The 20,712-nt window shown below is 70.6% G+C and carries 20 protein-coding genes; 16 read left to right on the plus strand and 4 right to left on the minus strand.

Annotation, left to right across the window (positions count from 1 at the left end; genetic code table 11):
- Nucleotides 1–299 precede the first annotated feature (299 nt).
- Genes ABT130_RS21890 through ABT130_RS21915 form a run of 6 tightly spaced genes read left to right on the plus strand, consistent with a single transcriptional unit; the run spans nucleotide 300 to nucleotide 6,188 of the window.
- Complete coding sequence (locus ABT130_RS21890; protein WP_350957798.1) at nucleotides 300–1,163, plus strand: STAS domain-containing protein; 864 nt, start codon at nucleotides 300–302, stop codon at nucleotides 1,161–1,163.
- Complete coding sequence (locus tag ABT130_RS21895) at nucleotides 1,163–1,543, plus strand: STAS domain-containing protein (RefSeq protein WP_350957801.1); 381 nt, start codon at nucleotides 1,163–1,165, stop codon at nucleotides 1,541–1,543. Before ABT130_RS21890 ends, ABT130_RS21895 begins: the two co-directional genes overlap by 1 nt.
- Nucleotides 1,540–1,941: an anti-sigma regulatory factor gene (locus ABT130_RS21900; RefSeq protein ID WP_350957803.1), complete on the plus strand. Its 402-nt coding sequence runs from the start codon at nucleotides 1,540–1,542 to the stop codon at nucleotides 1,939–1,941. Before ABT130_RS21895 ends, ABT130_RS21900 begins: the two co-directional genes overlap by 4 nt.
- Nucleotides 1,929–2,939 carry an ATP-binding protein gene (locus ABT130_RS21905; RefSeq protein WP_350957806.1) on the plus strand — a complete coding sequence of 337 codons (1,011 nt, stop codon included), beginning with the start codon at nucleotides 1,929–1,931 and terminating at the stop codon, nucleotides 2,937–2,939. The genes ABT130_RS21900 and ABT130_RS21905 overlap by 13 nt, the downstream gene beginning before the upstream one ends.
- Nucleotides 2,936–4,618 carry an ATP-binding response regulator gene (locus ABT130_RS21910; RefSeq protein ID WP_350957809.1) on the plus strand — a complete coding sequence of 561 codons (1,683 nt, stop codon included), beginning with the start codon at nucleotides 2,936–2,938 and terminating at the stop codon, nucleotides 4,616–4,618. The genes ABT130_RS21905 and ABT130_RS21910 overlap by 4 nt, the downstream gene beginning before the upstream one ends.
- Nucleotides 4,611–6,188, plus strand: a complete 1,578-nt coding sequence (locus tag ABT130_RS21915) for a SpoIIE family protein phosphatase (protein WP_350957811.1) — start codon at nucleotides 4,611–4,613, stop codon at nucleotides 6,186–6,188. The genes ABT130_RS21910 and ABT130_RS21915 overlap by 8 nt, the downstream gene beginning before the upstream one ends.
- A 60-nt stretch (nucleotides 6,189–6,248) precedes the next feature.
- On the opposite strand, the gene hflX is transcribed toward ABT130_RS21915, so the two are convergent.
- Together hflX and ABT130_RS21925 are read right to left on the minus strand one after the other, a co-directional pair.
- Nucleotides 6,249–7,658: a GTPase HflX gene (gene hflX / locus ABT130_RS21920; RefSeq protein WP_350957814.1), complete on the minus strand. Its 1,410-nt coding sequence runs from the start codon at nucleotides 7,656–7,658 to the stop codon at nucleotides 6,249–6,251.
- Between the two features lie 187 nt (nucleotides 7,659–7,845).
- The gene (locus ABT130_RS21925; RefSeq protein WP_350913203.1) at nucleotides 7,846–8,535 is read right to left on the minus strand and encodes a DUF4097 family beta strand repeat-containing protein; all 690 of its coding nucleotides are present in this window, start codon (nucleotides 8,533–8,535) and stop codon (nucleotides 7,846–7,848) included.
- 232 nt (nucleotides 8,536–8,767) lie between these two features.
- Between ABT130_RS21925 and aceB the strand changes: the two genes are divergently transcribed.
- The 6 genes from aceB (at nucleotide 8,768) to ABT130_RS21955 (ending at nucleotide 15,952) form a co-directional block, all read left to right on the plus strand.
- Nucleotides 8,768–10,354 (plus strand): malate synthase A, encoded by a 1,587-nt coding sequence (aceB, locus tag ABT130_RS21930; RefSeq protein WP_350957817.1) that lies wholly within the window; start codon nucleotides 8,768–8,770, stop codon nucleotides 10,352–10,354.
- A 109-nt stretch (nucleotides 10,355–10,463) separates the two neighbouring features.
- Nucleotides 10,464–11,078, plus strand: coding sequence for a DUF1016 N-terminal domain-containing protein (locus tag ABT130_RS21935; RefSeq protein ID WP_350913199.1), 615 nt, complete (start codon nucleotides 10,464–10,466; stop codon nucleotides 11,076–11,078).
- 94 nt (nucleotides 11,079–11,172) lie between these two features.
- A complete protein-coding gene (locus ABT130_RS21940) occupies nucleotides 11,173–12,630 on the plus strand; it encodes an FAD-binding oxidoreductase (RefSeq protein ID WP_350957819.1) in 1,458 nt (485 codons plus the stop codon).
- Nucleotides 12,630–13,871: an FAD-binding oxidoreductase gene (locus ABT130_RS21945; protein ID WP_350957822.1), complete on the plus strand. Its 1,242-nt coding sequence runs from the start codon at nucleotides 12,630–12,632 to the stop codon at nucleotides 13,869–13,871. Before ABT130_RS21940 ends, ABT130_RS21945 begins: the two co-directional genes overlap by 1 nt.
- Before the next feature lies 1 nt (nucleotide 13,872).
- Nucleotides 13,873–15,120 (plus strand): (Fe-S)-binding protein, encoded by a 1,248-nt coding sequence (locus ABT130_RS21950; RefSeq protein ID WP_350957824.1) that lies wholly within the window; start codon nucleotides 13,873–13,875, stop codon nucleotides 15,118–15,120.
- A 61-nt stretch (nucleotides 15,121–15,181) separates the two neighbouring features.
- On the plus strand, nucleotides 15,182–15,952 hold the full coding sequence (locus ABT130_RS21955) for an IclR family transcriptional regulator (RefSeq protein WP_350957827.1): 771 nt from the start codon (nucleotides 15,182–15,184) through the stop codon (nucleotides 15,950–15,952).
- A gap of 284 nt (nucleotides 15,953–16,236) precedes the next feature.
- On the opposite strand, the gene ABT130_RS21960 is transcribed toward ABT130_RS21955, so the two are convergent.
- On the minus strand, nucleotides 16,237–16,434 hold the full coding sequence (locus ABT130_RS21960; protein WP_350957829.1) for a hypothetical protein: 198 nt from the start codon (nucleotides 16,432–16,434) through the stop codon (nucleotides 16,237–16,239).
- 156 nt (nucleotides 16,435–16,590) lie between these two features.
- Here ABT130_RS21960 and ABT130_RS21965 point away from each other — a divergent pair, with 156 nt between their 5' ends.
- Both ABT130_RS21965 and ABT130_RS21970 read left to right on the plus strand, forming a co-directional pair.
- A complete protein-coding gene (locus ABT130_RS21965; RefSeq protein WP_350957832.1) occupies nucleotides 16,591–17,190 on the plus strand; it encodes an RNA polymerase sigma factor in 600 nt (199 codons plus the stop codon).
- Nucleotides 17,187–18,284 (plus strand): CU044_5270 family protein, encoded by a 1,098-nt coding sequence (locus ABT130_RS21970; protein WP_350957835.1) that lies wholly within the window; start codon nucleotides 17,187–17,189, stop codon nucleotides 18,282–18,284. The genes ABT130_RS21965 and ABT130_RS21970 overlap by 4 nt, the downstream gene beginning before the upstream one ends.
- 79 nt (nucleotides 18,285–18,363) lie before the next feature.
- Here the strand turns inward: ABT130_RS21970 and ABT130_RS21975 are convergent, their stop codons facing one another.
- Nucleotides 18,364–18,903 carry a hypothetical protein gene (locus tag ABT130_RS21975; protein WP_350957837.1) on the minus strand — a complete coding sequence of 180 codons (540 nt, stop codon included), beginning with the start codon at nucleotides 18,901–18,903 and terminating at the stop codon, nucleotides 18,364–18,366.
- 93 nt (nucleotides 18,904–18,996) lie between these two features.
- Between ABT130_RS21975 and ABT130_RS21980 the strand changes: the two genes are divergently transcribed.
- The gene (locus ABT130_RS21980) at nucleotides 18,997–19,680 is read left to right on the plus strand and encodes a response regulator transcription factor (protein WP_030904055.1); all 684 of its coding nucleotides are present in this window, start codon (nucleotides 18,997–18,999) and stop codon (nucleotides 19,678–19,680) included.
- Nucleotides 19,677–20,712, plus strand: a 1,036-nt coding sequence (locus ABT130_RS21985; protein ID WP_350957840.1) for a HAMP domain-containing protein, incomplete at its 3' end; no start/stop codon positions are given. The genes ABT130_RS21980 and ABT130_RS21985, both read left to right, overlap by 4 nt.

The following is a 20,712-nucleotide window of genomic DNA, read 5'->3' on the forward strand; positions in this document are numbered from 1 at the left end:
CTTTCGCGGCTTTTGTACGTTTTCGCAATCACAGTGCACCCCACAGAGCCTTTCAGCGCAAGCCCCGCCATTGAAACGCGATTCGCGATCAACCTAGGCTGGTAATCGGGAGGCTTGGACCATGATCCTTACTCCCCTCCACATCGGCGGGCGGTCGCGTTGCCGTGCGGGCACCTGGGATGGCAGCGACATCCCCCCTCCGACGCCTGTCGACCAAATCCCTAGAAAAGGCCGCAAGCAGGACGCTCAATGTAGCCTTTCGTGCGAGTTGTCTGCAGGTCACACGCATAGGAGTTGCCTTGTCCGTCCACGCGGACGCCGGCCGGCGTCGCATTGAAGAACTTCTCCAGGGGCACGAGGAACGCCTCCTCAAGCGCTGGCTTGAGGTCGCCGGCTCCTCTACCGGAGGCCAGGTGGATCGCGGAGGACTGGCCGGGCAGCTACGTGAGCTCTACCGGGCACTGCGTCGGTCGTTCGGCGACTCCGGCGACCTCAGCGACCTGCGTGGCCTCCTCGCCGAACTCTCCCGTGACCGCGCCCGCCAGGGGTTCACCCCGACCGAGACCGCGATCGTGGTGTTCGGCCTGAAGGAGGCGCTCTACGAGACCGTCGAGGAGGACGCCTCCCCCGAGGCCCTGCGAGGTTTCATCTGGTTCTCCCGGGTAATCGACGACCTCGGGCTCTTCACCGTGGAGAGCTACGCGGCGGCCAGGGAGAAGATCATCATCGACCAGGCGGAGCAGTTGCTGGAGCTGTCCACCCCGGTGGTCAAGCTCTGGGACGGCATCGTCGCGGTGCCGCTGGTCGGCACGCTCGACTCGGCCAGGACCCAGGTCGTCATGGAGAAGCTACTGCAGGCGCTCGTCGACACCGGCTCCGAGCACGCGGTCATCGACATCACCGGGGTGCCTGCCGTGGACACCGGGGTCGCGCAGCACCTGCTCAAGACCGTGGTGGCGGCCCGGCTGATGGGCGCCGAGTGCGTGATCTCCGGCATCCGCCCGCAGATCGCCCACACCATCGTCACCCTCGGCATCGAGTTCGGCGACATCGTGACCAAGGCCACGCTCGCCGACGCGCTGGCCCACACCCTGCGGGCGAGCGGCGTCAAGGTCGTCAAGGGCGGGGAGTCCCGCATCGCCGTGAGAACGGTGGAGGGCTGATGGAGCGCGTGCCCATCCTCAAGCTCGGCGACATCCTGATCGTCTCCATCCAGATCGACCTGCAGGACATGAGCGTGCTCGCGCTCCAGGAGGACCTGTCGGAGAAGGTGGTCGCGACCGGCGCCCGAGGGGTGATCATCGACATCACCGCCGTGGAGATCGTCGACTCCTTCATCGGCCGGATGCTGGCCACCATCGCGGCGATCTCCCGCATGCTCGACGCCGAGACGATCGTCGTCGGCATGCGACCGGCGGTGGCGATCACCCTCGTCGAGCTCGGCCTCTCCCTCGGTGGCGTGCGCACGGCGCTCAATCTCGAGAAGGGTGTCGCGCTGCTGAACCAGATCGAAGGCTCCCAGACCTCTGCGGCCCCCCGGTGACAACCGCCGAGGAGTTGCCCATCAACGTCAACGGCGACGTCGTGCTGGTCCGCCAGCGCGTCAGGACCGTCGCCGTGAACGTGGGCCTGTCCCTGGTCGACCAGACCAAGGTGGTGACCGCGGCCAGCGAGCTGGCCCGCAACGCCCTGGTCTACGCGGGAGGGGGACAGGTACGGGTCGAGGTCGTGCACAAGGGGGTACGGCGCGGCCTACGGATGACCTTCAGCGACAACGGGCCCGGCATCCCGGACATCGAGCAGGCGCTGACCGACGGATGGACCACGGGCAACGGCCTCGGTCTCGGCCTCAGCGGCTCTCGCCGTCTGGTCGACGAATTCGCCCTGGAGTCGACTCCCGGTGAGGGCACGCTGATCACGGTGACGAAATGGGCACGTTGATCCGCTCGCGGCACGACGTCTGGGTGCGCGCCGAGGACGCCAGTGCGATCGGCGCGCTCCGCCGCACCGCCGTGGCGCTCGCCGAGATCCGGGGATTCGGCGAGGAGGACATCGGGCGGGTCGCCGTGGCGGTGAGCGAGGCCGCGTCGAACCTGGTGAAGCATGCGATCGAGGGGGTCATGCTGATCCGGCCGCACCCCGAGCTGGACTCGGCGGTCGAGGTCCTCGCGATCGACCGGGGGCCGGGGATGCAGGACGTCTCCCGCGCCCTGCGCGACGGCTACTCCACGGCGGGCACGCTCGGCATCGGGCTGGGCGGCATCGCCCGGATGGCCAGCGGATACGAGGTTCATTCCATGCCCGGCCGGGGAACCGTGCTCGGCATGTACTTCGTCGCGCAGGGCGCCCCGCGGCCCCCGTCCCAGGTGAGCGGCCTGACACGCCCGATCGGCGAGGAAACCGTCTGCGGCGACGCCTTCGTGGTCGCCGAGACCGGCACCGCGATGACCGTGATGCTCTGCGACGGGCTCGGCCACGGTCCCGCCGCCGCCCATGCCTCCCAGGAGGCGGTGCGCCTGTTCCTGCGGCACGCGGACCTCGCACCGGTCACCGCCCTGGAGCGCATCCACACCGGCCTGGGCCACACCAGGGGCGGCGCGGTCGCCGTGGCCCGCGTCGACGGCGCCGCGGGCACGGTGAGCTTCGCCGGCCTCGGCAACATCTCCGCGTGGATCGCCCACGGCGACGGTCGTCAGGGGATGATCTCGGTACCGGGCATCGCCGGCCACCAGGCCAGGGCCCTGCGCCAGTACGAGTACATCGTGCCGCGGCACAGTGTCGTCCTGCTCCACTCCGACGGCCTGTCCGAGCGCTGGGACATCACCTCCTACCCCGGGCTGGTCACGCGCCTCCCCTCCGTCGTCGCCGGCACGTTGCTGCGCGAGGCCGGTACCCGCAGGGACGACGCCTGCGTGGTCGCCGTCAGGCCGGGCGCATGACCGGGAACGAGCTGATCAGGGTCGACGTCCGGGACGACCACGACGTCTTCGCCATGCGCAGGCTCGGCCGGGAGGTCGCGGAGAGCGTCGGGTTGGAGGCCCAGGACCAGATCCGGGTGGCCACCGCGTTGAGCGAGATCGGCAGGGAACTCCTCGAGGCCGGGATCGAAGCCTCCGTCGCCTTCCGGCTGGAGCGGGACGCCCTGCTCGTCACCGTTGACTTCTCGGTGGAGACCGATTTCCGCCCATCGGACGGCGTGACACTGGCGGGGCGTCTCGTCGACCTCATCGAGCTCGATCCCGCCGAGGGAAGAATAAGCATGGTCAAACGGCTCCCGCAGGGCCGCAAGCCGAGACTCTCGGCAGAGGAGATACGCGCCGTGCTCGCCGCCGCGGCGCCCACCACCGCCCTCGACGAGCTGCGCCTGCAGAACCGCGAACTCGCCGAGACCCTGGAGGAGGTCCTGCAGCTCAACACCGAGTTGCAGGAGACCAACCAGGGAGTGCTGGCACTCTACAACCAGCTCTCCGAGGAGCTGGAGGAGACCAACCGCGGCGTCGTGGCGCTCTATGCCGAGCTGGACGAGAAGTCCGCGCAGCTCCGGGCGGCGAGCGACGCGAAGAACAGGTTCTGGGCCACGGTCAGCCACGAGCTGCGCACCCCGCTCAATTCGATCATCGGCCTGGTCCGCCTCCTGGTGGGTCCTGGCGGGGAGCCCCTGGCCGCCGAGCAGCTCCACCAGGTGAACCTCATCGGCTCCTCGGCGCAGACGCTTCTGGCGCTGGTGAGCGAGCTGCTCGACATGGCGAAGGCCGAGGCCGGGCGGCTCGATCCCCAGCCCGCCATGGTCGACCTGGTGGCGCTGGCGGAACGGCTGTGCATGACGCTCCGCCCCACCAGTGGCAACGACGAGGTGGCGCTCACGATGGAGATCCCGCAGGCGCCGTTGGAGATGATGGTGGACGAGGTGATGCTCACCCGGATCCTGCGGAACCTGCTCTCCAACGGGCTGAAGTTCACCGAGCGGGGCGAGGTCAGGCTGGAGGTGAGCATCGACGCCGCCACCAACGACCTGGTCTTCACCGTGACCGACACGGGGATAGGCGTGCCCGAGGAGCACCTGGAACGTGTCTTCGAGGAGTTCTTCCAGGTGCCGGGGGTGATCCAGGCACGGAGCAGGGGGACCGGGCTCGGCCTGCCGTACGCCCGCAGGCTGGCCGAGGCTCTGGGCGGCGGACTGCAGCTGGCCAGCACGGTGGGATCCGGAACCACGGCCACCCTGAGGCTGCCCTACCGGCACGACGAGGCCCCGATGGTCGGCCGGTTGCTCGTCGTGGACGACGACGCGGAGTTCCGCGCCACGGTACGGCGGATGCTCACCGGTTTCGCCGCGCACATCGACGAGGCCTCCGACGGGCTGAGTGCGCTGGAGACGATGGCGAAGAACCCGCCCGACCTCGCACTGGTGGACCTGCTGATGCCCCGTCTCGACGGCACCGCGCTGATGTTGCGGATGTCCGACGACGAGCGGCTGCGCGAGGTACCGGTGATCATCGTGACCGTCGCCACGTCGCGCCACGCCCCGGAGGGATCACGCATAGTGATCCCCAAGCAGGGGCTCCGCCGTGACACCCTGCTGGAGGCGATCGGAAGCGTTCTGGGGCACGCCCATGGGTAGCGAGGGAGCGACGGTACTGGTCGTGGACGACACCCCGACCAAGCTGTACATCCTGTCGAGCTGGCTGCGCCGCTCGGGACACCAGGTCGTGCAGGCCACCGGCGGCATGGAGGCACTCGCCAAGGTCAGGGAGCTCCAGCCGGACCTGGTCGTCCTCGACGTACGACTACCCGACATCAGCGGCTACGAGGTCTGCGAGCAGATCAAGGCCGACCCGGCGACGTCGTCGATACCGGTCATCCAGATCTCCGGAGCGGCGATCACCCCGGCCGACCGCGCCCAGGGGCTCGAACGCGGAGCCGACGCCTACCTGGCGGAACCGGTCGAGCCTGACGAGTTCGCCGCGACGGTCGAGGCCACGCTGCGCTACTACCGAGCCCGGCAACGGGCCGAGCTGATGGCCCGGCGGCTGGCCGCCCTCACCGAGGTCACGCTCTCGATGAACTCCGCCGAGACGTTCGACGAGCTCCTCGGCACGGCCGTCGAGGGGACCTCCAGGATCCTGGAGCGGCAGGCGGGCACGCTCGCCCTGCCTCCCGACGGCCGGACCCGCAGGTTCTCCGCCATGCCCCCGGAGAACGTCGCCGTCGCCAAGGCCGCGGCGCCGGACACGCTGAACAGGTTGAGCGCGATGTCCCTGGGCGACTCCGCGGGCACCCGGGTTTTCACGGTCCCCGCCGCCGAGTGGATGAGGCTGGTGCCCGACTCGAAGATCAGCGGCGATGTCTCGGCCGTGGTCTGCCGCACCAAGCTGGACAGGCCCCCCGTCTATCTCGGGGTGGACGGGGTCCCGCCGCTCGACGTCGACGAGTTCAACGTGCTGCGCCAGCTCGGCCAGGCCCTCGCCCTCGCCGTGGACGCGCTCCGGGCGTACGCCGAGGAGCACGCGATCGCCCTCACCCTGCAGCGCAGCCTGCTGCCGGCGCGGATCCCCGAGACCCCCGGGCTCACGATCGGCTGGCGGCACCAGCCCGCGGTCGACAACATCGAGGTCGGCGGCGACTTCTACGAGGTCCTACGGCTGGGCCACCGGGTGCTCATCGCCATCGGCGACGTCCAGGGACACTCGCTGCTGGCCGCCACCGTCATGGCGGAGCTGCGCCACGCACTGCGTGCCTCCGTCATCGGCACCTCGGACCTCGGCACGTCGATGGCCCTGCTCAACGATGTGCTGCGGCGCTACCACCCCGGTATGACCGCGACCGTCTGCCTGCTCCTGCTCGACCCGGTGACCGGGGAGATGGAGATCGCCAACGCCGGGCACATCCCGCCCCTGCTCATCGCCGACGGCCGGGCCCGCTACCACCGCCTGGGCAATCTCCTGCTGGGCGTGGCCGAGGAGAGCTACCGGGTCGACCGGGTGAACGTGCCGCGGGGAGCCGCGGTGCTGATGTTCACCGACGGACTCATCGAGGACCGCGACAAGCTGCTCGACGAGAGTCTGGAGATCGTACGGCACCTGGCCGAGGAGACGGAGGAGGACCTGGAGGTCTTCTGCGACCGGCTGATCGGGAGGTTCGGCGCCAGGGAGGACGACGTGGCACTGGTCATGTTCCGCCGCGAGAGGTGAGGGAAGGCATCGCCGTCCCGCCGTACCGCCCCAAGAAGGCGGTACGGCGGAAGGAGCCGATCAGACGGTCTCGACCGGCTTGGCGGTCTTCTCCAGCTCGGCGAAGAGGCCGGGCAGAACCCTGGCGTGCAGCACCGTGCCGTCCTCGGTGTGCTCGATGCCGAGAACCTCGCCCTCCCCGTGCGCCCTGGAGATCAGGTCGCCGCGCTCGTATGGCACGAGAAGCCTGACCTCCTGGTCGAACCGGGGCAGCTCCCGCTCGATCACGGCCCTCAGCTCGTCGATCCCGGCGCCCGTGCGGGCCGAGACCACGACCGTGTGCTTCTCCCGCGCGGTCAGCTGGGCCAGCACCACCGGGTCGGCGGCGTCGGCCTTGTTGATGACCACGATCTCCGGGATGTCGCGGGCGCCCTCGATATCGGCGAACACCTCACGCACCGCGGCGAGCTGCGACTCGGGGTCGGGGTGCGAGCCGTCGACCACGTGCAGGATCAGGTCGGCATCGCCGACCTCCTCAAGCGTGGAGCGGAACGCCTCGACGAGCTGGTGCGGCAGGTGCCGGACGAACCCGACCGTGTCGGCCAGCGTGAACAGGCGGCCGTCGGGCGTGTGCGCCCTGCGGACCGTCGGGTCGAGCGTGGCGAACAGGGCGTCCTCGACCAGCACTCCGGCACCGGTCAGCCGGTTCAGCAGCGAGGACTTGCCCGCGTTGGTGTATCCGGCGATGGCCACGGCGGGGACCTCGCGCTGCAGGCGTCGCGCCCGCTTGGTCTCGCGGGCGGTGGTCATCTCGCCGATCTGGCGGCGTAGCTTGGCCATCCGCTCGCGGATCCGGCGGCGGTCCAGCTCGATCTTGGTCTCACCGGGACCGCGACCGCCCATGCCGACGCCGCCCGCGGCGCGCCCGCCGACCTGGCGGGACAGGTTGCCACCCCAGCCTCGCAGGCGCGGCAGGAGGTAGTTGAGCTGCGCGAGCTCGACCTGGGCCTTGCCCTCGCGGCTCTTGGCGTGCTGGGCGAAGATGTCGAGGATCAGCATGGTCCGGTCGATGACCTTGACCTTGACCGTCTCCTCGAGCTGACGGAGCTGGCCGGGACTCAGCTCACCGTCGCACACCACGGTGTCGGCACCGGTGGCGGAGACGATGTCGGCGAGCTCCTGCGCCTTGCCCGAACCGATGTAGGTCGCCGTGTCGGGCTTCTGGCGGCGCTGGATCAGCCCCTCCAGCACCTGTGAACCCGCGGTCTCGGCGAGGAGCTTGAGCTCCAGGAGGGAGTTCTCGGCGTCGATCGCCGTACCGGAGGTCCAGACACCGACCAGGACGACCCGCTCAAGTCGCAGCTGGCGGTATTCGACCTCGGTGACGTCTTCCAGCTCCGTGGAGAGGCCCGCCACCCGGCGGAGCGCCTGGCGCTCGGCCAGATCCATCTCACCGGTGTCGAGCAGGTCGTCGAATCGATCGATGTCCATGTCCAGCGGCTCACGAGTGTCTATGTCGTCGCTCCATTCAGATGGTGGGTCCGTATGCGTTCTTCTCATATGAGTGAACGCCCGAACACCCCGGGTCTCTTCCCCTCGATGGTGCCATGGGAACCGCTCCGTCATCACCTGGTTATCACCGCTCCGCCCCCCGACCGGCGCGGTGTCGGTGTCGGGTTCAGGAGAGCAGGACCCGGGCGTCGCCGGAGCCGGTCTTCAGCGTGATCTTGTGCGGCGCCGAGGGGTCCCTGACGACCTCCACGGTCTCGTCGCCGGAGCCGGTCTCGGTGGTCACGTCGTAGCCGCCCTTGGGAAGGTACGCGGCCACGTCGCCGGAACCGGTCTTGATCTCCACCCTGTCGGGCATGACCGCGAACCTCGCCTCGACCTCGCCGGAGCCGGTGTCGGCGGTGAACTGCTTGGAACCCAGGTTTCCCGCCTCGATGTCGCCGGAGCCGCTCTCGGCGCTCACCCCCCCGGTCAGCCCACGCAGCGTGATGGTCCCGGAACCGGTGTCGAGCTTGGCCGTCAGACCTGGCGGGATCTCGACCTTGTAGTCGACCGAGCAGCTCATCCCGTCGCAGCGGTGCCGCAGGGTGAGCGTGCCGCCGTCCACCGGATGCTCGGTGGTGGGCTTGTCGCCGCCGCGCCAGTGGATGGTCTCGGTCACGTGGACGGCCTGCCGGTCCGACTCGGTGACCACGATGTCGCCCGAGCCCGTGGCGACGTCCAGGGCCGTCACCCTGCCGGTGACGTCGTAGGAGACGACGTCCTGCTGCCGGTCACGGAAGTCCAGGGCGAACTCGCACCCCGAGAGCATGAAAACCGCCCCCAACAGCCCACCGGCGACGAGCGTGTTCCTCTTCATGCGCTCAATCCTCGACTTCCCGGGAAGTCTCCGCTTCCCATTCGCGACTTGTCCGTCCTCTCCCTCTACCGGGAGGCGCTGATCCAACTGTCTCCCAGTACATCCCCCGGATCATCGGGGAATTCCCCGAGCGACCCCTGAGGAGGACCCTGCCTTTGACCGAGAACCGGCCGTCAAGTAGCGTCTATTCCACAATTCAGAAGTGGTTTTCCATGATACGGAAAGAGGGCTCATGGACGGTGTTGAGATCAGTGGCCCCGGTCAGGACCGCTTTGACGAGATCCTCACGCCGGAGGCACTGGCCTTCGTGGCCACCCTCCAGCGCGAGTTCAACGACCGGCGTCTGGAGCTGCTCCAGGCCCGCCAGGACCGTCAGGCGGAGCTGTCGGCGGGCGGCACCCTCGACTTCCTGCCCGAGACCAGGCACGTGCGCGAGTCCGAGTGGCACGTCGCCCCGCCCGCGCCCGGCCTGGAGGACCGCCGCGTGGAGATCACCGGCCCGGTCGACCGGAAGATGACGATCAACGCGCTGAACTCCGGCGCCAAGGTCTGGCTGGCCGACTTCGAAGACGCCAACGCTCCCACCTGGGAGAACACCGTCAACGGCCAGCTCAACCTCCGCGACGCGCTCGACCGGACCATCGACTTCTCCGCCGGGGAGAAGAGCTACGCCCTCAAGCCCGACTCCGAGCTGGCCACCATCGTGGTCCGCCCTCGTGGATGGCACCTGGACGAGAAGCACCTCACCCTCGACGGGGTGCCGTTCTCCGCCTCCCTCGTCGACTTCGGGCTCTACTTCTTCCACTCGGCGCAGCGGCAGATCGCCAAGGGCAAGGGCCCCTACTTCTACCTGCCGAAGATGGAGTCACACCTGGAGGCCCGCCTCTGGAACGACGTCTTCGTCAGGGCCCAGGAACTGCTCGACATCACCCAGGGCACGATCCGGGCGACGGTGCTCATCGAGACCTACCCGGCCGCGTTCGAGATGGAGGAGATCCTCTATGAGCTCCGCGACCACTCCGCCGGCCTCAACGCGGGCCGCTGGGACTACCTCTTCAGCGTGATCAAGAAGTTCCGCACCCGCGGCCGCGAGTTCCTGCTGCCCGAGCGGAACGCGGTGACGATGACCGCCCCGTTCATGCGCGCCTACACCGAACTCCTGGTCAGCACCTGCCACCGGCGCGGGGCCCACGCCATCGGCGGGATGGCCGCGTTCATCCCCTCCCGCCGCGACCCCGAGGTCAACAAGATCGCTCTGGAGAAGGTCACCGCCGACAAGACCCGCGAGTCCGGCGACGGCTTCGACGGTTCGTGGGTCGCCCACCCCGACCTGGTGCCGATCTGCCGCGACGTCTTCGACGCCGTCCTCGGGTCGCGGCCGAACCAGCTCGACCGCCTGCGCGAGGATGTCTCCGTCTCCGCCGCCGACCTGCTCGCGGTCGCCCAGACTCCCGGCGACATCACCGAGGCGGGGCTGCGCAACAACGTGGACGTGGCACTGCGCTACCTGGCCGCCTGGATGGGCGGGCTGGGCGCGGTCGCGATCCACAACCTGATGGAGGACGCGGCGACCGCCGAGATCTCCCGCTCCCAGATCTGGCAGTGGATCCACAACGACATCAAGCTCGCCGACACCGGCGCCGTGGTGACCAGGGAACTGGTCGAGCAGATCATCGACGAGGAGCTCGCCAAGATCAAGGAAGAGCCCGGATACGACGAGGCCCTTTACGACCAGGCGACCGCGCTGTTCAAGGAGGTCGCCCTGGACGACGACTTCGCGGAGTTCCTTACTCTCCCTGCCTATGCGCGTATGCCATGACATGACCGGCCCGACGGTGAGGAATCCTCATCCCCTGACGAGGATTCCTCACTCCAGGCGGTCACCGGCGGCGGATGCGGAGGCCGAGCCGAGTGGATACTTTGCGTGCATGAGTGATGACAGGAACGGCGAGGAAGCCGGTCGGGGCGACTACGGGTCGCTGCTCGACGCCGTCAAGCGCGAGATCACCGGCAGCCGGGGGCGGGTGGCCCTGCTCACCACCGATGCCGAACTGATCCGGCAGTACTGGCGGATCGGCCGCCACATCCTCGAACGGCAGACGGACGATGACTGGGGCAGGAAGGCGGTGCCCCGGCTCTCGATCGACCTGCGCGGCGCGTTCCCCGAGGCCATGGGCTACTCGCGGACCAACCTCCTCTACATGAGGGCATTCGCGGCGGCCTGGCCGGACTCCGTCCCGCAGACCGGGCGGCCGATCCCGTGGGGCCACCACATCGTCCTGCTGGACATGCTGGACAGCCGGACGACGAGGGAGTTCTACGCGCGCAAGACCGCGGACGAGGGGTGGGCCAGGGGCGTCCTGATCACGATGATCAAAGGTCGGCTCCACCTCCGTATCCGTCACTCCCCGCCAGGCCCCGCCCGTATCTCGCCGGTCCCCGACTGCCGGTCCGCCCAGCGGGAGTTCGCCGGCCTGCTGGACGAGGGCCCCAGGCACGGCAGGAACGCCGGCGCCCCCGCACTGAGCGAGAATGCGAGATGAGGGTTATGTCGTTAATCGGCCGATGCAGGCCGGTGGGCGACGGCGACGGCATCCCCGTCGTCGCCGGACCCTCGGTCACATCGCAGGAGGAACGATGTCGACGAAGACGCTGGACGAGTCGGCCCGCAGGTTCGAGGAGCTCCTCGGCCCCGGGTCGGTGATCACCGACCCCGTGCGGCTGCGCACCTACGAATGTGACGGGCTGACCCACCACCGGGCCACTCCCGGCGTCGTGGTGCTTCCGGAGAGCGCCGAGCAGATCGCGGCCGTGGTGAGGATCTGCAACGAGTACGGCCTGCCGTTCGTGGCCAGGGGCGCCGGGACGGGTCTGTCCGGCGGGGCCCTGCCGAGGACCGACGGGGTGCTGGTGGTGACCTCGAAGATGCGGCGGATCCTCTCCGTCGACGTGCCGAACCGGCGGGCGACCGTGGAGCCGGGAGTCACCAATCTGGCGATCACCGAGGCCGTCCGCGACCTGGGCTACTACTACGCGCCCGACCCCTCCAGCCAGCAGGTCTGCACGATCGGTGGCAACGTGGCGGAGAACTCGGGCGGCGCGCACTGCCTGAAGTACGGCTTCACGGTCAACCACGTGATCGGCCTGGAGATCGTCACCCCCGACGGTGACATCGTCGAACTCGCCGACGTCGACTCCGGCTACGACCTGCTGGGCACGTTCGTCGGCTCGGAGGGCACGCTCGGCATCGCGACCAAGGTCGTCGTACGGCTGAGCCGGCTTCCGGAGGCCGTGACGACGCTGCTGGCGGCGTTCGAGGACATCGAGCGGGGCGGGCGGGCGGTCTCGGCGATCATCGGCGGCGGCATCGTACCGGCCGCGATCGAGATGATGGACGCCCTGGCCGTCGAGGCGGCCGAGGCGGCCGTGGCGTGCGCCTACCCCGAAGGGGCCGGCGCGGTGCTCATCGTGGAGCTGGACGGTCCGGCCGAGGAGGTCGCGCACCAGTTCGGCGAGGTGACGCGGATCTGCCGGGAGAACGGCGCGTTCGAGATACGGGTCGCCGACGACCCGGTGGAGCGGGCGGCCATCTGGCGGGGCCGCAAGTCGGCGTTCGCCGCGGTGGGCCGGATCAGCCCCGCCTACATCGTCCAGGACGGCGTCGTACCGCGGACCGCGCTGCCCGAGGTGCTGGCGAGGATCGACGGGCTCTCCCGCGAGTACGGGATCAGGGTCGCGAACGTCTTCCACGCCGGTGACGGCAACCTGCACCCACTGGTGCTGTTCGACGACGCGGAGCCGGGCGCGGGCGAGCGGGCGGAGATCGTCTCGGGAAGGATCCTCGACCTGTGCATCGAGCACGGCGGTTCCATCACCGGTGAGCACGGCGTCGGAGTGGACAAATCCCGATATATGCCAAAAATGTTCTCCAACGACGACCTCGACACCATGCAGCTGGTGCGCTGCGCCTTCGACCCCCGCGGCCTGTCGAACCCGGGCAAGATCTTCCCGACCCCGCGGCTGTGCGGCGAGGTCCCCGGGGTCCGCAAGGGCGTGCACCCGCTGGTCGAGTCCGGACAGGCGGAGCACTTCTGATGGAGGCACTGCACGAGACGGGTGTGACAGTCCGCCCGGCGACCCCCGGCGAGACGGTAGGTGGAGTCCTCCCCCGCTGGGTGGCCCTGCCCGAGAGCACCGATGAGGTCGCCGCGCTGATGCGTGTCTCGGCCGCGCACGACCTGGCCGTGGTCCCGACAGGAGACGGCACGAAGCTCGGCTGGGGAAATCCCCCCGAGCGGTGCGACCTGCTGATCGACACCCGCCGCCTGCTCCTCGGCAACGGATCGACGGTCGAGCACTCCGCCGGCGACCTCGTGGCGCGGGTCAGCGCCGGGCTTCCCCTCGACGTCCTCGACTCCACGCTCTCGCGGTTCGGGCAGGAACTGGCCCTGGACGGCGCCCCGCGCGCCGGCACGGTCGGCGGCACGCTCGCCACCGCGGTCGCCGGTCCCCGCAGGTTCCGCTACGGCACCGCCCGCGACCTGCTGATCGGCATCACGGTCGTGCTGGCCGACGGCACGACCGCCTCCTCGGGCGGCAACGTCGTCAAGAACGTCGCGGGCTACGACCTGGGCAAGCTCTTCACCGGCTCGTACGGCACGCTCGGCGTCATCACGGAGGCCACCTTCCGTCTCCACCCGATCCCGGCCGACCGCCGCTGGATCACCGTGGAGCCGGCTTCCCGGGCCGGAGCCGGCCACGGAACGGCCGCGCTGGTCACCGAGCTCGCGGCCGCCCTGGCCGAGCCGAGCGCGATCGAGCTGGACTGGCCGGACCACCCGCTGGGCGCGCCCACCGTGTCCGCGCTCGTCGAGGGGGTGGCGGCCGGCGCCCGGGCGGAGGCCGTGCGCCGGCTCATGGACGGGTACGGGAGCGCGCTGATCACCATGGAGGCGCCCGCCTGGTGGGCGGTACCGCCCGGTGCGGACCTGTTGCTGGAGTTGCGGGTCCCGCCCGCCGCCGCGCACCTGGCGCTGCGGGCGGTCGCCGCGCGCGGGCTGCCCGCGCGGGTGCGCGGTTCGGTCGCCTCGGCGGTCCTGCGGGTCGCCCTGCCCGCGGACGTCGACGAGGCGGCCTTCGCCGGGTTCGTGACGGGCCTGCGCGACGACCTCCGCGAGCTCGGCGGCGGGCTGACCGTGCTCACCGCGCCCGCCGAGATCGCCCGCGGGGTGGATCGCTGGGGCCCGTCGGGCGCGCTGCCGCTGATGCGGCGGATCAAGGAACGGTTCGACCCCGACCGGAGGATGTCCCCCGGCCGGTTCGCGGGAGGGATCTGACATGGACCCTAAGCTGATCAACGACTGTGTGCACTGTGGCTTCTGCCTGCCCACCTGCCCGACGTACGTCCTGTGGGGCGAGGAGATGGACTCCCCGCGCGGCCGGATCCACCTGATGAAGCAGCACGTCGAGGGCACACCGCTGACACCGGAGATGGCCGGGCACTTCGACGCGTGCCTGGGCTGCATGGCGTGCGTGTCCGCCTGCCCGTCCGGGGTGAGGTACGACCGGCTGATCGAGCAGACCCGCGCCGAGGTGGAGCGGGTACACGAGCGGAAGCCCGACGACCGGGCGCTGCGGGCACTGGTCTTCCAGTTGTTCCCCTATCCCCGGCGACTGCGGGCGATGCGGCTGCCACTGCGGCTCAGTGCCGGACTGCGCCGCGCGATCGCCCCGAGGCTGGAGCGGATCAACCCGTCCCTGGCCGCGATGGCCGACCTCGCTCCTCCAGCCGCCGCCAGGGAGGAGTTGCCGCGCGTGCTCCCGGCGCGGGGTCCGCGCAGGGCGACGGTCGGGATGCTCACCGGTTGCGTGCAGGGCGAGTTCTTCCCGCAGGTGAACGCGGCCACGGCCCGGGTGCTCGCGATGGAGGGCTGCGACGTGGTGATCCCGCCGTCGCAGGGCTGCTGCGGGGCGTTGTCACTGCACTCGGGCCAGGAGAGGCAGGCCCTGCGATTCGCGAAGCGGACGATCTCCGTCTTCGAGCGGGCGGGCGTCGACACGATCGTGGTCAACGCCGCCGGCTGCGGATCGACGATGAAGGACTACGCGGAGATCCTCGAATCCGAGGAAGGCGAGTGGGCCGACAGAGCAAGGGCGATCAGAGTCGTCGATCTGGCCGAGTATCTCGTCGCGCTCGGGCCGGTGGCCGAACGACACCCGCTGCCGCTCACCGTGGCCTACCACGACGCCTGCCACCTGGCCCACGCGCAGGGGATAAGGTCCGAACCCCGCAGGCTCCTGGAAGGCGTGCCCGGCCTGGTAGTGAGGGAGATCGCCGAGTCGGCGATCTGCTGCGGCTCCGCGGGAACCTACAACCTGTTCCAGCCCCAGGCCGCCAAGGATCTCGGTGACCGCAAGGCGGAGCGGGTGCTGGCCACCGGCGCCGACCTGCTGGTCTCGGCCAATCCCGGCTGCACCATGCAGATCGCCTCGGCGATCCGCCGCCGGGGGGACACGCCCATCCCCGTGGCGCACACCGCCCAGGTCCTCGACGCCTCGCTGCGCGGGCTCACGGAGGTGCCGTGAACGAGCCGTCCGGCGGCCATGGGGCACCTAAGGATCCGGGGTCACCCGGCAAGGAGGTCAGATGAGCGCCGTGCAGTCGGTCGACCGGGCACTGGACGTGCTGGAGGCGCTGGCCGAGCAGGGCGGGGAGGCGGGGCTCTCCGAGATCGCGGCCAGGACCGGCCTGCCCTACGGGACGATCCACCGGCTGCTGCGCACGCTGCTCGCACGGGGCTACGTGCGCCAGGAGTCCGACCGCCGCTACGCCCTGGGCGGCGCGCTGGTACGGCTCGGCGGGGTGGCCGAGCGCATGGTCGGCGTATGGGCGCAGCCCCACCTGACGAAGATGGTCGAGCTGTGGGGCGAGACGGCCAATCTGGCGGTGCTGGAGGGGGACTTCGTGGTCTACGTCGCCCAGGTGCTCTCGCCGCGGCGGCTGCGGATGTTCGCCGAGGTCGGCAAGCGGGTGCTGCCGCACAGCACGGCGGTGGGAAAGGTGCTGATGGCCGACCGTCCGGACACCGAGGTGGCGTCGCTGGTCAGGCGCACCGGCATGCCCCGGCGGACCGCCAACACGATCACCGACCTGCAGGGGATGCTCACCGAGCTCGAGCGGGTGCGCGAGCACGGGTACGCGATGGACCTGGGCGAGGAGGAGATCGGCGTGCACTGCCTGGCGGTGGGCGTACACGACGGGGCGCGGACCGTCGCCGCGCTGTCGGTCTCCGGGCCCGCCGAGCGAATCTCCGCGCTCGACCGGCGGGACCTCACCGAGGGGATGCGCAGGATCGCGCGCGACTTCGGCGCCGAGCTGGGTCCGGCCACTTCCACCAAGGCGGACGGCACGGCGTGAACCGGTCACCCGTGACGGTTCCGGCCACCGGGGTCGGCGGCCGGGAGGGGTGATGTTGAGGTTGCCGCCCTGCGGCACCGGGACCACGCTGACCTGCCCCTTCTGGATGGCCTGCCAGAGCACGGCGCCCTGCGGGCCGAGGACTTCGACAAGGTCCTTGATCGATTCGATCTCGGTGCGGACCTTGGCGTTGCGCCGAGTCTGCGCGACGTTCTCCGCCTTGGCCGCCTGCTCCGAGGCCAGGGCGTTGACCAGGGCCTCCGGCGGCTCGGGCTGCTGGATGGTCAGGGAGATGTCACCGCACTGCCCGCGTAGTTCTGGTTGCGGAAGTAGTCGCCCCCCGCCGCCCCCTTGATGAACTCCCCGGCGAGCCGGCCGACCCGCGCCTCCCACGCCTGCTTCACCTTCGGGTCGTTGAACAGCCCCCGCCACTCGAACTCCTGCGAGGCGGCGTCCATGGCCCGGTCCAGCGGCACCCGCATGTAGATGTTGAGCGTCCGCCGCCAGCCGTCGGACGCCCCCCAAGGGAGACATGTCCATCTATGGAACCCGATGGAGGCGGTCGGCGGAGTAGGTAGTGAGAGTGCGTACGCGCTCCGGAAGGATTCCCTCTTGATGACGACTGGACGAAACAGGTGGTGACACTGGGTCTCCCCCAACGGACCGGGGCGTTCCCGCTGTCCCCGCCCACCGACGACGCGACCGACGCGACGCTGATCGGGGAGTCCCTGACGGACCCCGACAGGTTCGCCGGGCTCTTCGACCGGCACGCCGACGAGATCCACCGGTACGTGGCGCGGCGGCTGGACGACGTGACCACGGCCGACGACATGACGGCCGAGACGTTCCTCGTAGCCTTCCGCAAGCGGGCCCGGTACGACCTCGGCCGCGCCGACGCCAGACCCTGGCTGTACGGGATCGCCTCCAACCTGATCTCCGGCCACCGCAGGTCGGAGACCCGCAGGTTGAAGACGCTCGCCCGGCAGGTTCCCGAGCCCGCGGCCGAATTCGAGGACCGCAGCGCCGAGCGCGTCACCGCCGACCGGCTCAGACCCGCCCTCGCCGCCGCGCTGGCCGGGCTCGGCTCCGCGGAGCGGGACCTGCTCCTGCTGGTGGCCTGGGCCGACCTGACCTACGAGGAGGCCGCGCAGGCGCTCGGCATCCCGATCGGGACCGTCAGGTCCCGCCTCTCTCGCACCCGGACCAAGATCCGCCGCTCCCTGGAGTCACACAGATGAACAAGGACGAGATCGAGCTGGTGGCCGCCATCCGGCCTGAGGCACCCCCGTACGCCGACGAGGCTAGGCAGGCGGCCAGGCGGGGGCTGGCCGCGGCCGCCGCGCCGCGGGCACGGGGACGGAACCCGCTGCGGAACGGGCCGCGGTGGCGCGGGCCGTACGCGATGGCGCTGGCCGGGGCGCTCGCGGTGGCGGTGGGGGCGACCGCGATCACCCTGGCGCGGGCTCCGGGCGGCGGCCCCTCCGGAGACGTCGAGGAGGTCGTGGTGACGATGCCCAAGATCGTCGCCGTCTCGGCGAGCGAGGTACTGGACAGGGCGGCGCGAGCGGCCGTGCAGAGGGACCTCGCCCCGCGTGACGACCAGTTCGTCAAGGTCGAGTCGGAGACGATGTACGGCTCCTTCGGCGGCGTGGCAACGAACGCGGAGACGGGTGAGGTCGGCGAGGAGACCCGCTACCTCTACCGGACCAGGCGGGCCATCTGGCTGTCCGCCGACGGGACGAGGAACGGCGTGCTGCGGATCGAACACCTGGAGCCCAGGGCCTACCCGGGCTGGCCGATCCCCGAGACGGCGTACAAGGAGTCCGGAGTCGAGACGATGCCGCTGGTGAACTGCGGGAAGATCCCCGAGTACATGCGCACCGACCACGCGGCGCTCAGGAGGCTCCCCACGGACGCCGACGGGATGCGCGCCCACCTCTACACCGGCGACCGGGGCGGCAACTCCAAGGACGAGGCGGCCTTCACCGCGGCGGGCGACATGCTCAGGGAGACCTACATGCCCCCGGCGCAGCGGGCGGCGCTGTTCAAGGCGGTGGGCACCATCCCCGGGGTCGACGTCACCGAGCGGGCCGAGGACGCGGCGGGACGCGAGGGGATCGGCGTCGGCAGGGTCGGCCTCGACGGCGTCAGGCAGGATCTGATCTTCGACGCGAAGACGTACGATCTGCTCGGCGAGCGCGGGATCGTGGTCGACGAGAAGGCCGCCAAGTCCCCCAGAGGCAGCCTGGTCGCCTCGACCGCCCAGCTCTCGGTCACGGTGGCCGACGAGGCTCCCGAGGTGGAGGTCGGGGACGCGGACCGCTGCGGCTGACAGCCGCTCCTGCCTGCCCCCCGCCCGCCGCGGCGCCGTGGACCCGACTTCGCGGACGGGGAGCCCCGGCCACGGCCGATCAGCTGTGGACGCGGTGGACGGGTGATCCGTCGGCCGCGCAGGTGACCTCGACCTTGACCTCGGTCTCCTCGGACTCGAACTCGACGCGGGCCCGGTCGGCGGGTCCACGCTCGACGTCGTCGGTCTGGAATCCCTGGGCCGGGCTCCACGACCGGAGGGTGACCAGGCCGTCCTTACAGCGGGCGATGACCCTGCCGCCCGCCGTGGTGATCACCCGGCTCTCGCCGGGCTCCGCGGCGGGCGCGGCGGTGGTGGGGACGGTAACGGTCGGCTGGGGAGCGGACTCGGCGACGGTCGATTCGGAAGCGGACTCGGCGGGATCCGAGGTGACCCCGGCCGTGGGAGCGGACGTGGGAGGACCGCCGGGAAGGGACGAGGCCAGGGCGAGCGCCTCGTCGACCTCGGCGGCGGAGAGCGGCTGGAGCCCGGTGTCCGTCAGCGGCTCGCTGAGACGGTCGATCACCGCCACACCCACTCCGATCGCGAGGAGTCCGGTGACCAGCCAACCGGCCACGACCAGGGGAAGACGCTTGCGCATGCGTTCACTGTGCCACCTGAAACGATAAGACAAGGTTAAGGGGCCGATAACCCGCTTTTGAGGTGGTGTGGAAGAAGGCTAACGTGGCGGCAAATGTCGAACGTACTGCTCATCGAGGACGACGCCGCGATCCGTACCTCCCTCACCCGGGGCCTGCGCGACCGCGGTCACGCCGTGTCGTCCGCTCCCACCGCTCTCGACGGCCTCCGGCTGGCCGTTGAGGAGCGCCCCGACCTGGTGGTACTCGATCTCGGCCTGCCCGACATGGATGGGCTTGACCTCCTTCGGATGCTCCGGGCGGTGAGCCGGGTCCCGGTGATCGTGGCGACCGCTCGGGACGGGGACGCGGAGATGGTCAGGTTGCTGGACGCGGGCGCCGACGACTACGTGGTCAAGCCGTTCAGCGCGACCCAGCTCGACGCCCGGATCCGGGCGGTGCTCCGGCGGGTGGCCGGCGAGAACCGCGCCGACAGCTCGGTCACCGTCGGGGGCCTGCGGATCGACCCGCGTACCCGGGAGGCGACCCTGGACGGGACGCCGCTGGATCTGAGCCCACGGGAGTTCGACCTGCTCCACTACCTGGCCGCCCGCCCCGGCGAGGTGGTCACCAAGCGGGAACTGCTCACCCACGTCTGGCAGATCCCCTACGGCGGAGCCGACAAAACCGTGGACGTCCACCTGTCGTGGCTCCGCCGCAAGCTGGGCGAGACCTCGCAGGAGCCCCGCTACCTGCAGACCGTCCGGGGTGTCGGCGTGCGACTGGCCGCCCCGGCATGAGGCGCTGGCTGACCCTGCTGGTCGCGGCGACCACCTCCCTGGTACTGATCGCGCTGATGGTCCCGCTGGCGCTCCTGGTCCGCACGGTGGCGGTGAGCGGGGCGGTCAGCGAGGCCGAGAGCGAGGCCGAGTCGGTGGCCGTCGCGGTCGGCGCCGTGGACGCCGAGACCCTGCGGCTCACCACGGAACAGACCTCGCACCCGGTCACCGTCTTCCTCCCCGACGGCCAGGTGATCGGTGCCCCCGCCCCGCGCTCCACCGCCGTGGAGCTGGCCTTCCTCGGTCGCAGCGTCACCGCCGCCGCCCCCGGCGGGAGGGAGATCCTGGTCTCGGTCCAGGGGGCGCCCGGGGGCACCGCGGTGGTCCGGGTGTTCCTGGACGACGACCGGCTGACCAGGGGGGTGCCCCAGGTCTGGGCCGGGCTGGCGGCGCTCGGCCTGGCCCTGGTCGGGCTGGGCGTGCTGGTCGGTGACCGGCTGGCCCGTGCGGTGATCAGGCCGATCACCGCGCTGGCGGGGGTCTCGCACCGGCTCGCCGCGGGCGACCTGTCCGCCAGAACCGTGCCCGACGGCCCCGTCGAGGTGCACGCGGTCGGTCTCGCCCTCAACCACCTGGCCGAGCGCATCACCGGCCTGCTGGCGGAGGAGCGGGAGAGCGCCGCCGACCTGTCACACCGGCTGCGCACCCCGCTGACCGGGCTGAGGCTGGAGGCCGAGTCCCTGACCGACCCGGAGGAGTCGGCCAGGATCGAGGCCCGGGTGGACGCCCTGGAACGCGCCGTCACCTCGGTGATCAACGAGGCCAGACGGCGGGTGCGGGACCGGGCCGAGTGCGACGCGGCGGCGGTGACCGCGGCCCGGGTCGCGTTCTGGTCGGTGCTCGCCGAGGATCAGGCGCGGCACTTCACCCTCGATCTGGCTCCCGGCCCGTTGCCGGTCGCCGTCCCCGCGGACGAGCTGGCCGCCTGCGTGGACGCGCTGCTCGGCAACGTGTTCGCGCACACGCCCGAGGGGGTCTCGTTCTCCGTACGGT

Source organism: Streptosporangium sp. NPDC001681, from assembly GCF_040298085.1.
GTDB lineage: Bacteria > Actinomycetota > Actinomycetes > Streptosporangiales > Streptosporangiaceae > Streptosporangium.

Bases quoted from the DNA above. Each gene is read 5' to 3' on its own strand.
- ABT130_RS21895 (WP_350957801.1), top strand. From the start codon at position 1,163: ATGGAGCGCGTGCCCATCCTCAAGCTCGGCGACATCCTGATCGTCTCC.
- ABT130_RS21905 (WP_350957806.1), top strand. From the start codon at position 1,929: ATGGGCACGTTGATCCGCTCGCGGCACGACGTCTGGGTGCGCGCCGAG.
- ABT130_RS21910 (WP_350957809.1), top strand. From the start codon at position 2,936: ATGACCGGGAACGAGCTGATCAGGGTCGACGTCCGGGACGACCACGAC.
- ABT130_RS21915 (WP_350957811.1), top strand. From the start codon at position 4,611: ATGGGTAGCGAGGGAGCGACGGTACTGGTCGTGGACGACACCCCGACC.
- hflX (WP_350957814.1), bottom strand. From the start codon at position 7,658: ATGGACATCGATCGATTCGACGACCTGCTCGACACCGGTGAGATGGAT.
- ABT130_RS21925 (WP_350913203.1), bottom strand. From the start codon at position 8,535: ATGAAGAGGAACACGCTCGTCGCCGGTGGGCTGTTGGGGGCGGTTTTC.
- aceB (WP_350957817.1), top strand. From the start codon at position 8,768: ATGGACGGTGTTGAGATCAGTGGCCCCGGTCAGGACCGCTTTGACGAG.
- ABT130_RS21935 (WP_350913199.1), top strand. From the start codon at position 10,464: ATGAGTGATGACAGGAACGGCGAGGAAGCCGGTCGGGGCGACTACGGG.
- ABT130_RS21940 (WP_350957819.1), top strand. From the start codon at position 11,173: ATGTCGACGAAGACGCTGGACGAGTCGGCCCGCAGGTTCGAGGAGCTC.
- ABT130_RS21945 (WP_350957822.1), top strand. From the start codon at position 12,630: ATGGAGGCACTGCACGAGACGGGTGTGACAGTCCGCCCGGCGACCCCC.
- ABT130_RS21950 (WP_350957824.1), top strand. From the start codon at position 13,873: ATGGACCCTAAGCTGATCAACGACTGTGTGCACTGTGGCTTCTGCCTG.
- ABT130_RS21955 (WP_350957827.1), top strand. From the start codon at position 15,182: ATGAGCGCCGTGCAGTCGGTCGACCGGGCACTGGACGTGCTGGAGGCG.
- ABT130_RS21960 (WP_350957829.1), bottom strand. From the start codon at position 16,434: ATGCGGGTGCCGCTGGACCGGGCCATGGACGCCGCCTCGCAGGAGTTC.
- ABT130_RS21970 (WP_350957835.1), top strand. From the start codon at position 17,187: ATGAACAAGGACGAGATCGAGCTGGTGGCCGCCATCCGGCCTGAGGCA.
- ABT130_RS21975 (WP_350957837.1), bottom strand. From the start codon at position 18,903: ATGCGCAAGCGTCTTCCCCTGGTCGTGGCCGGTTGGCTGGTCACCGGA.
- ABT130_RS21980 (WP_030904055.1), top strand. From the start codon at position 18,997: ATGTCGAACGTACTGCTCATCGAGGACGACGCCGCGATCCGTACCTCC.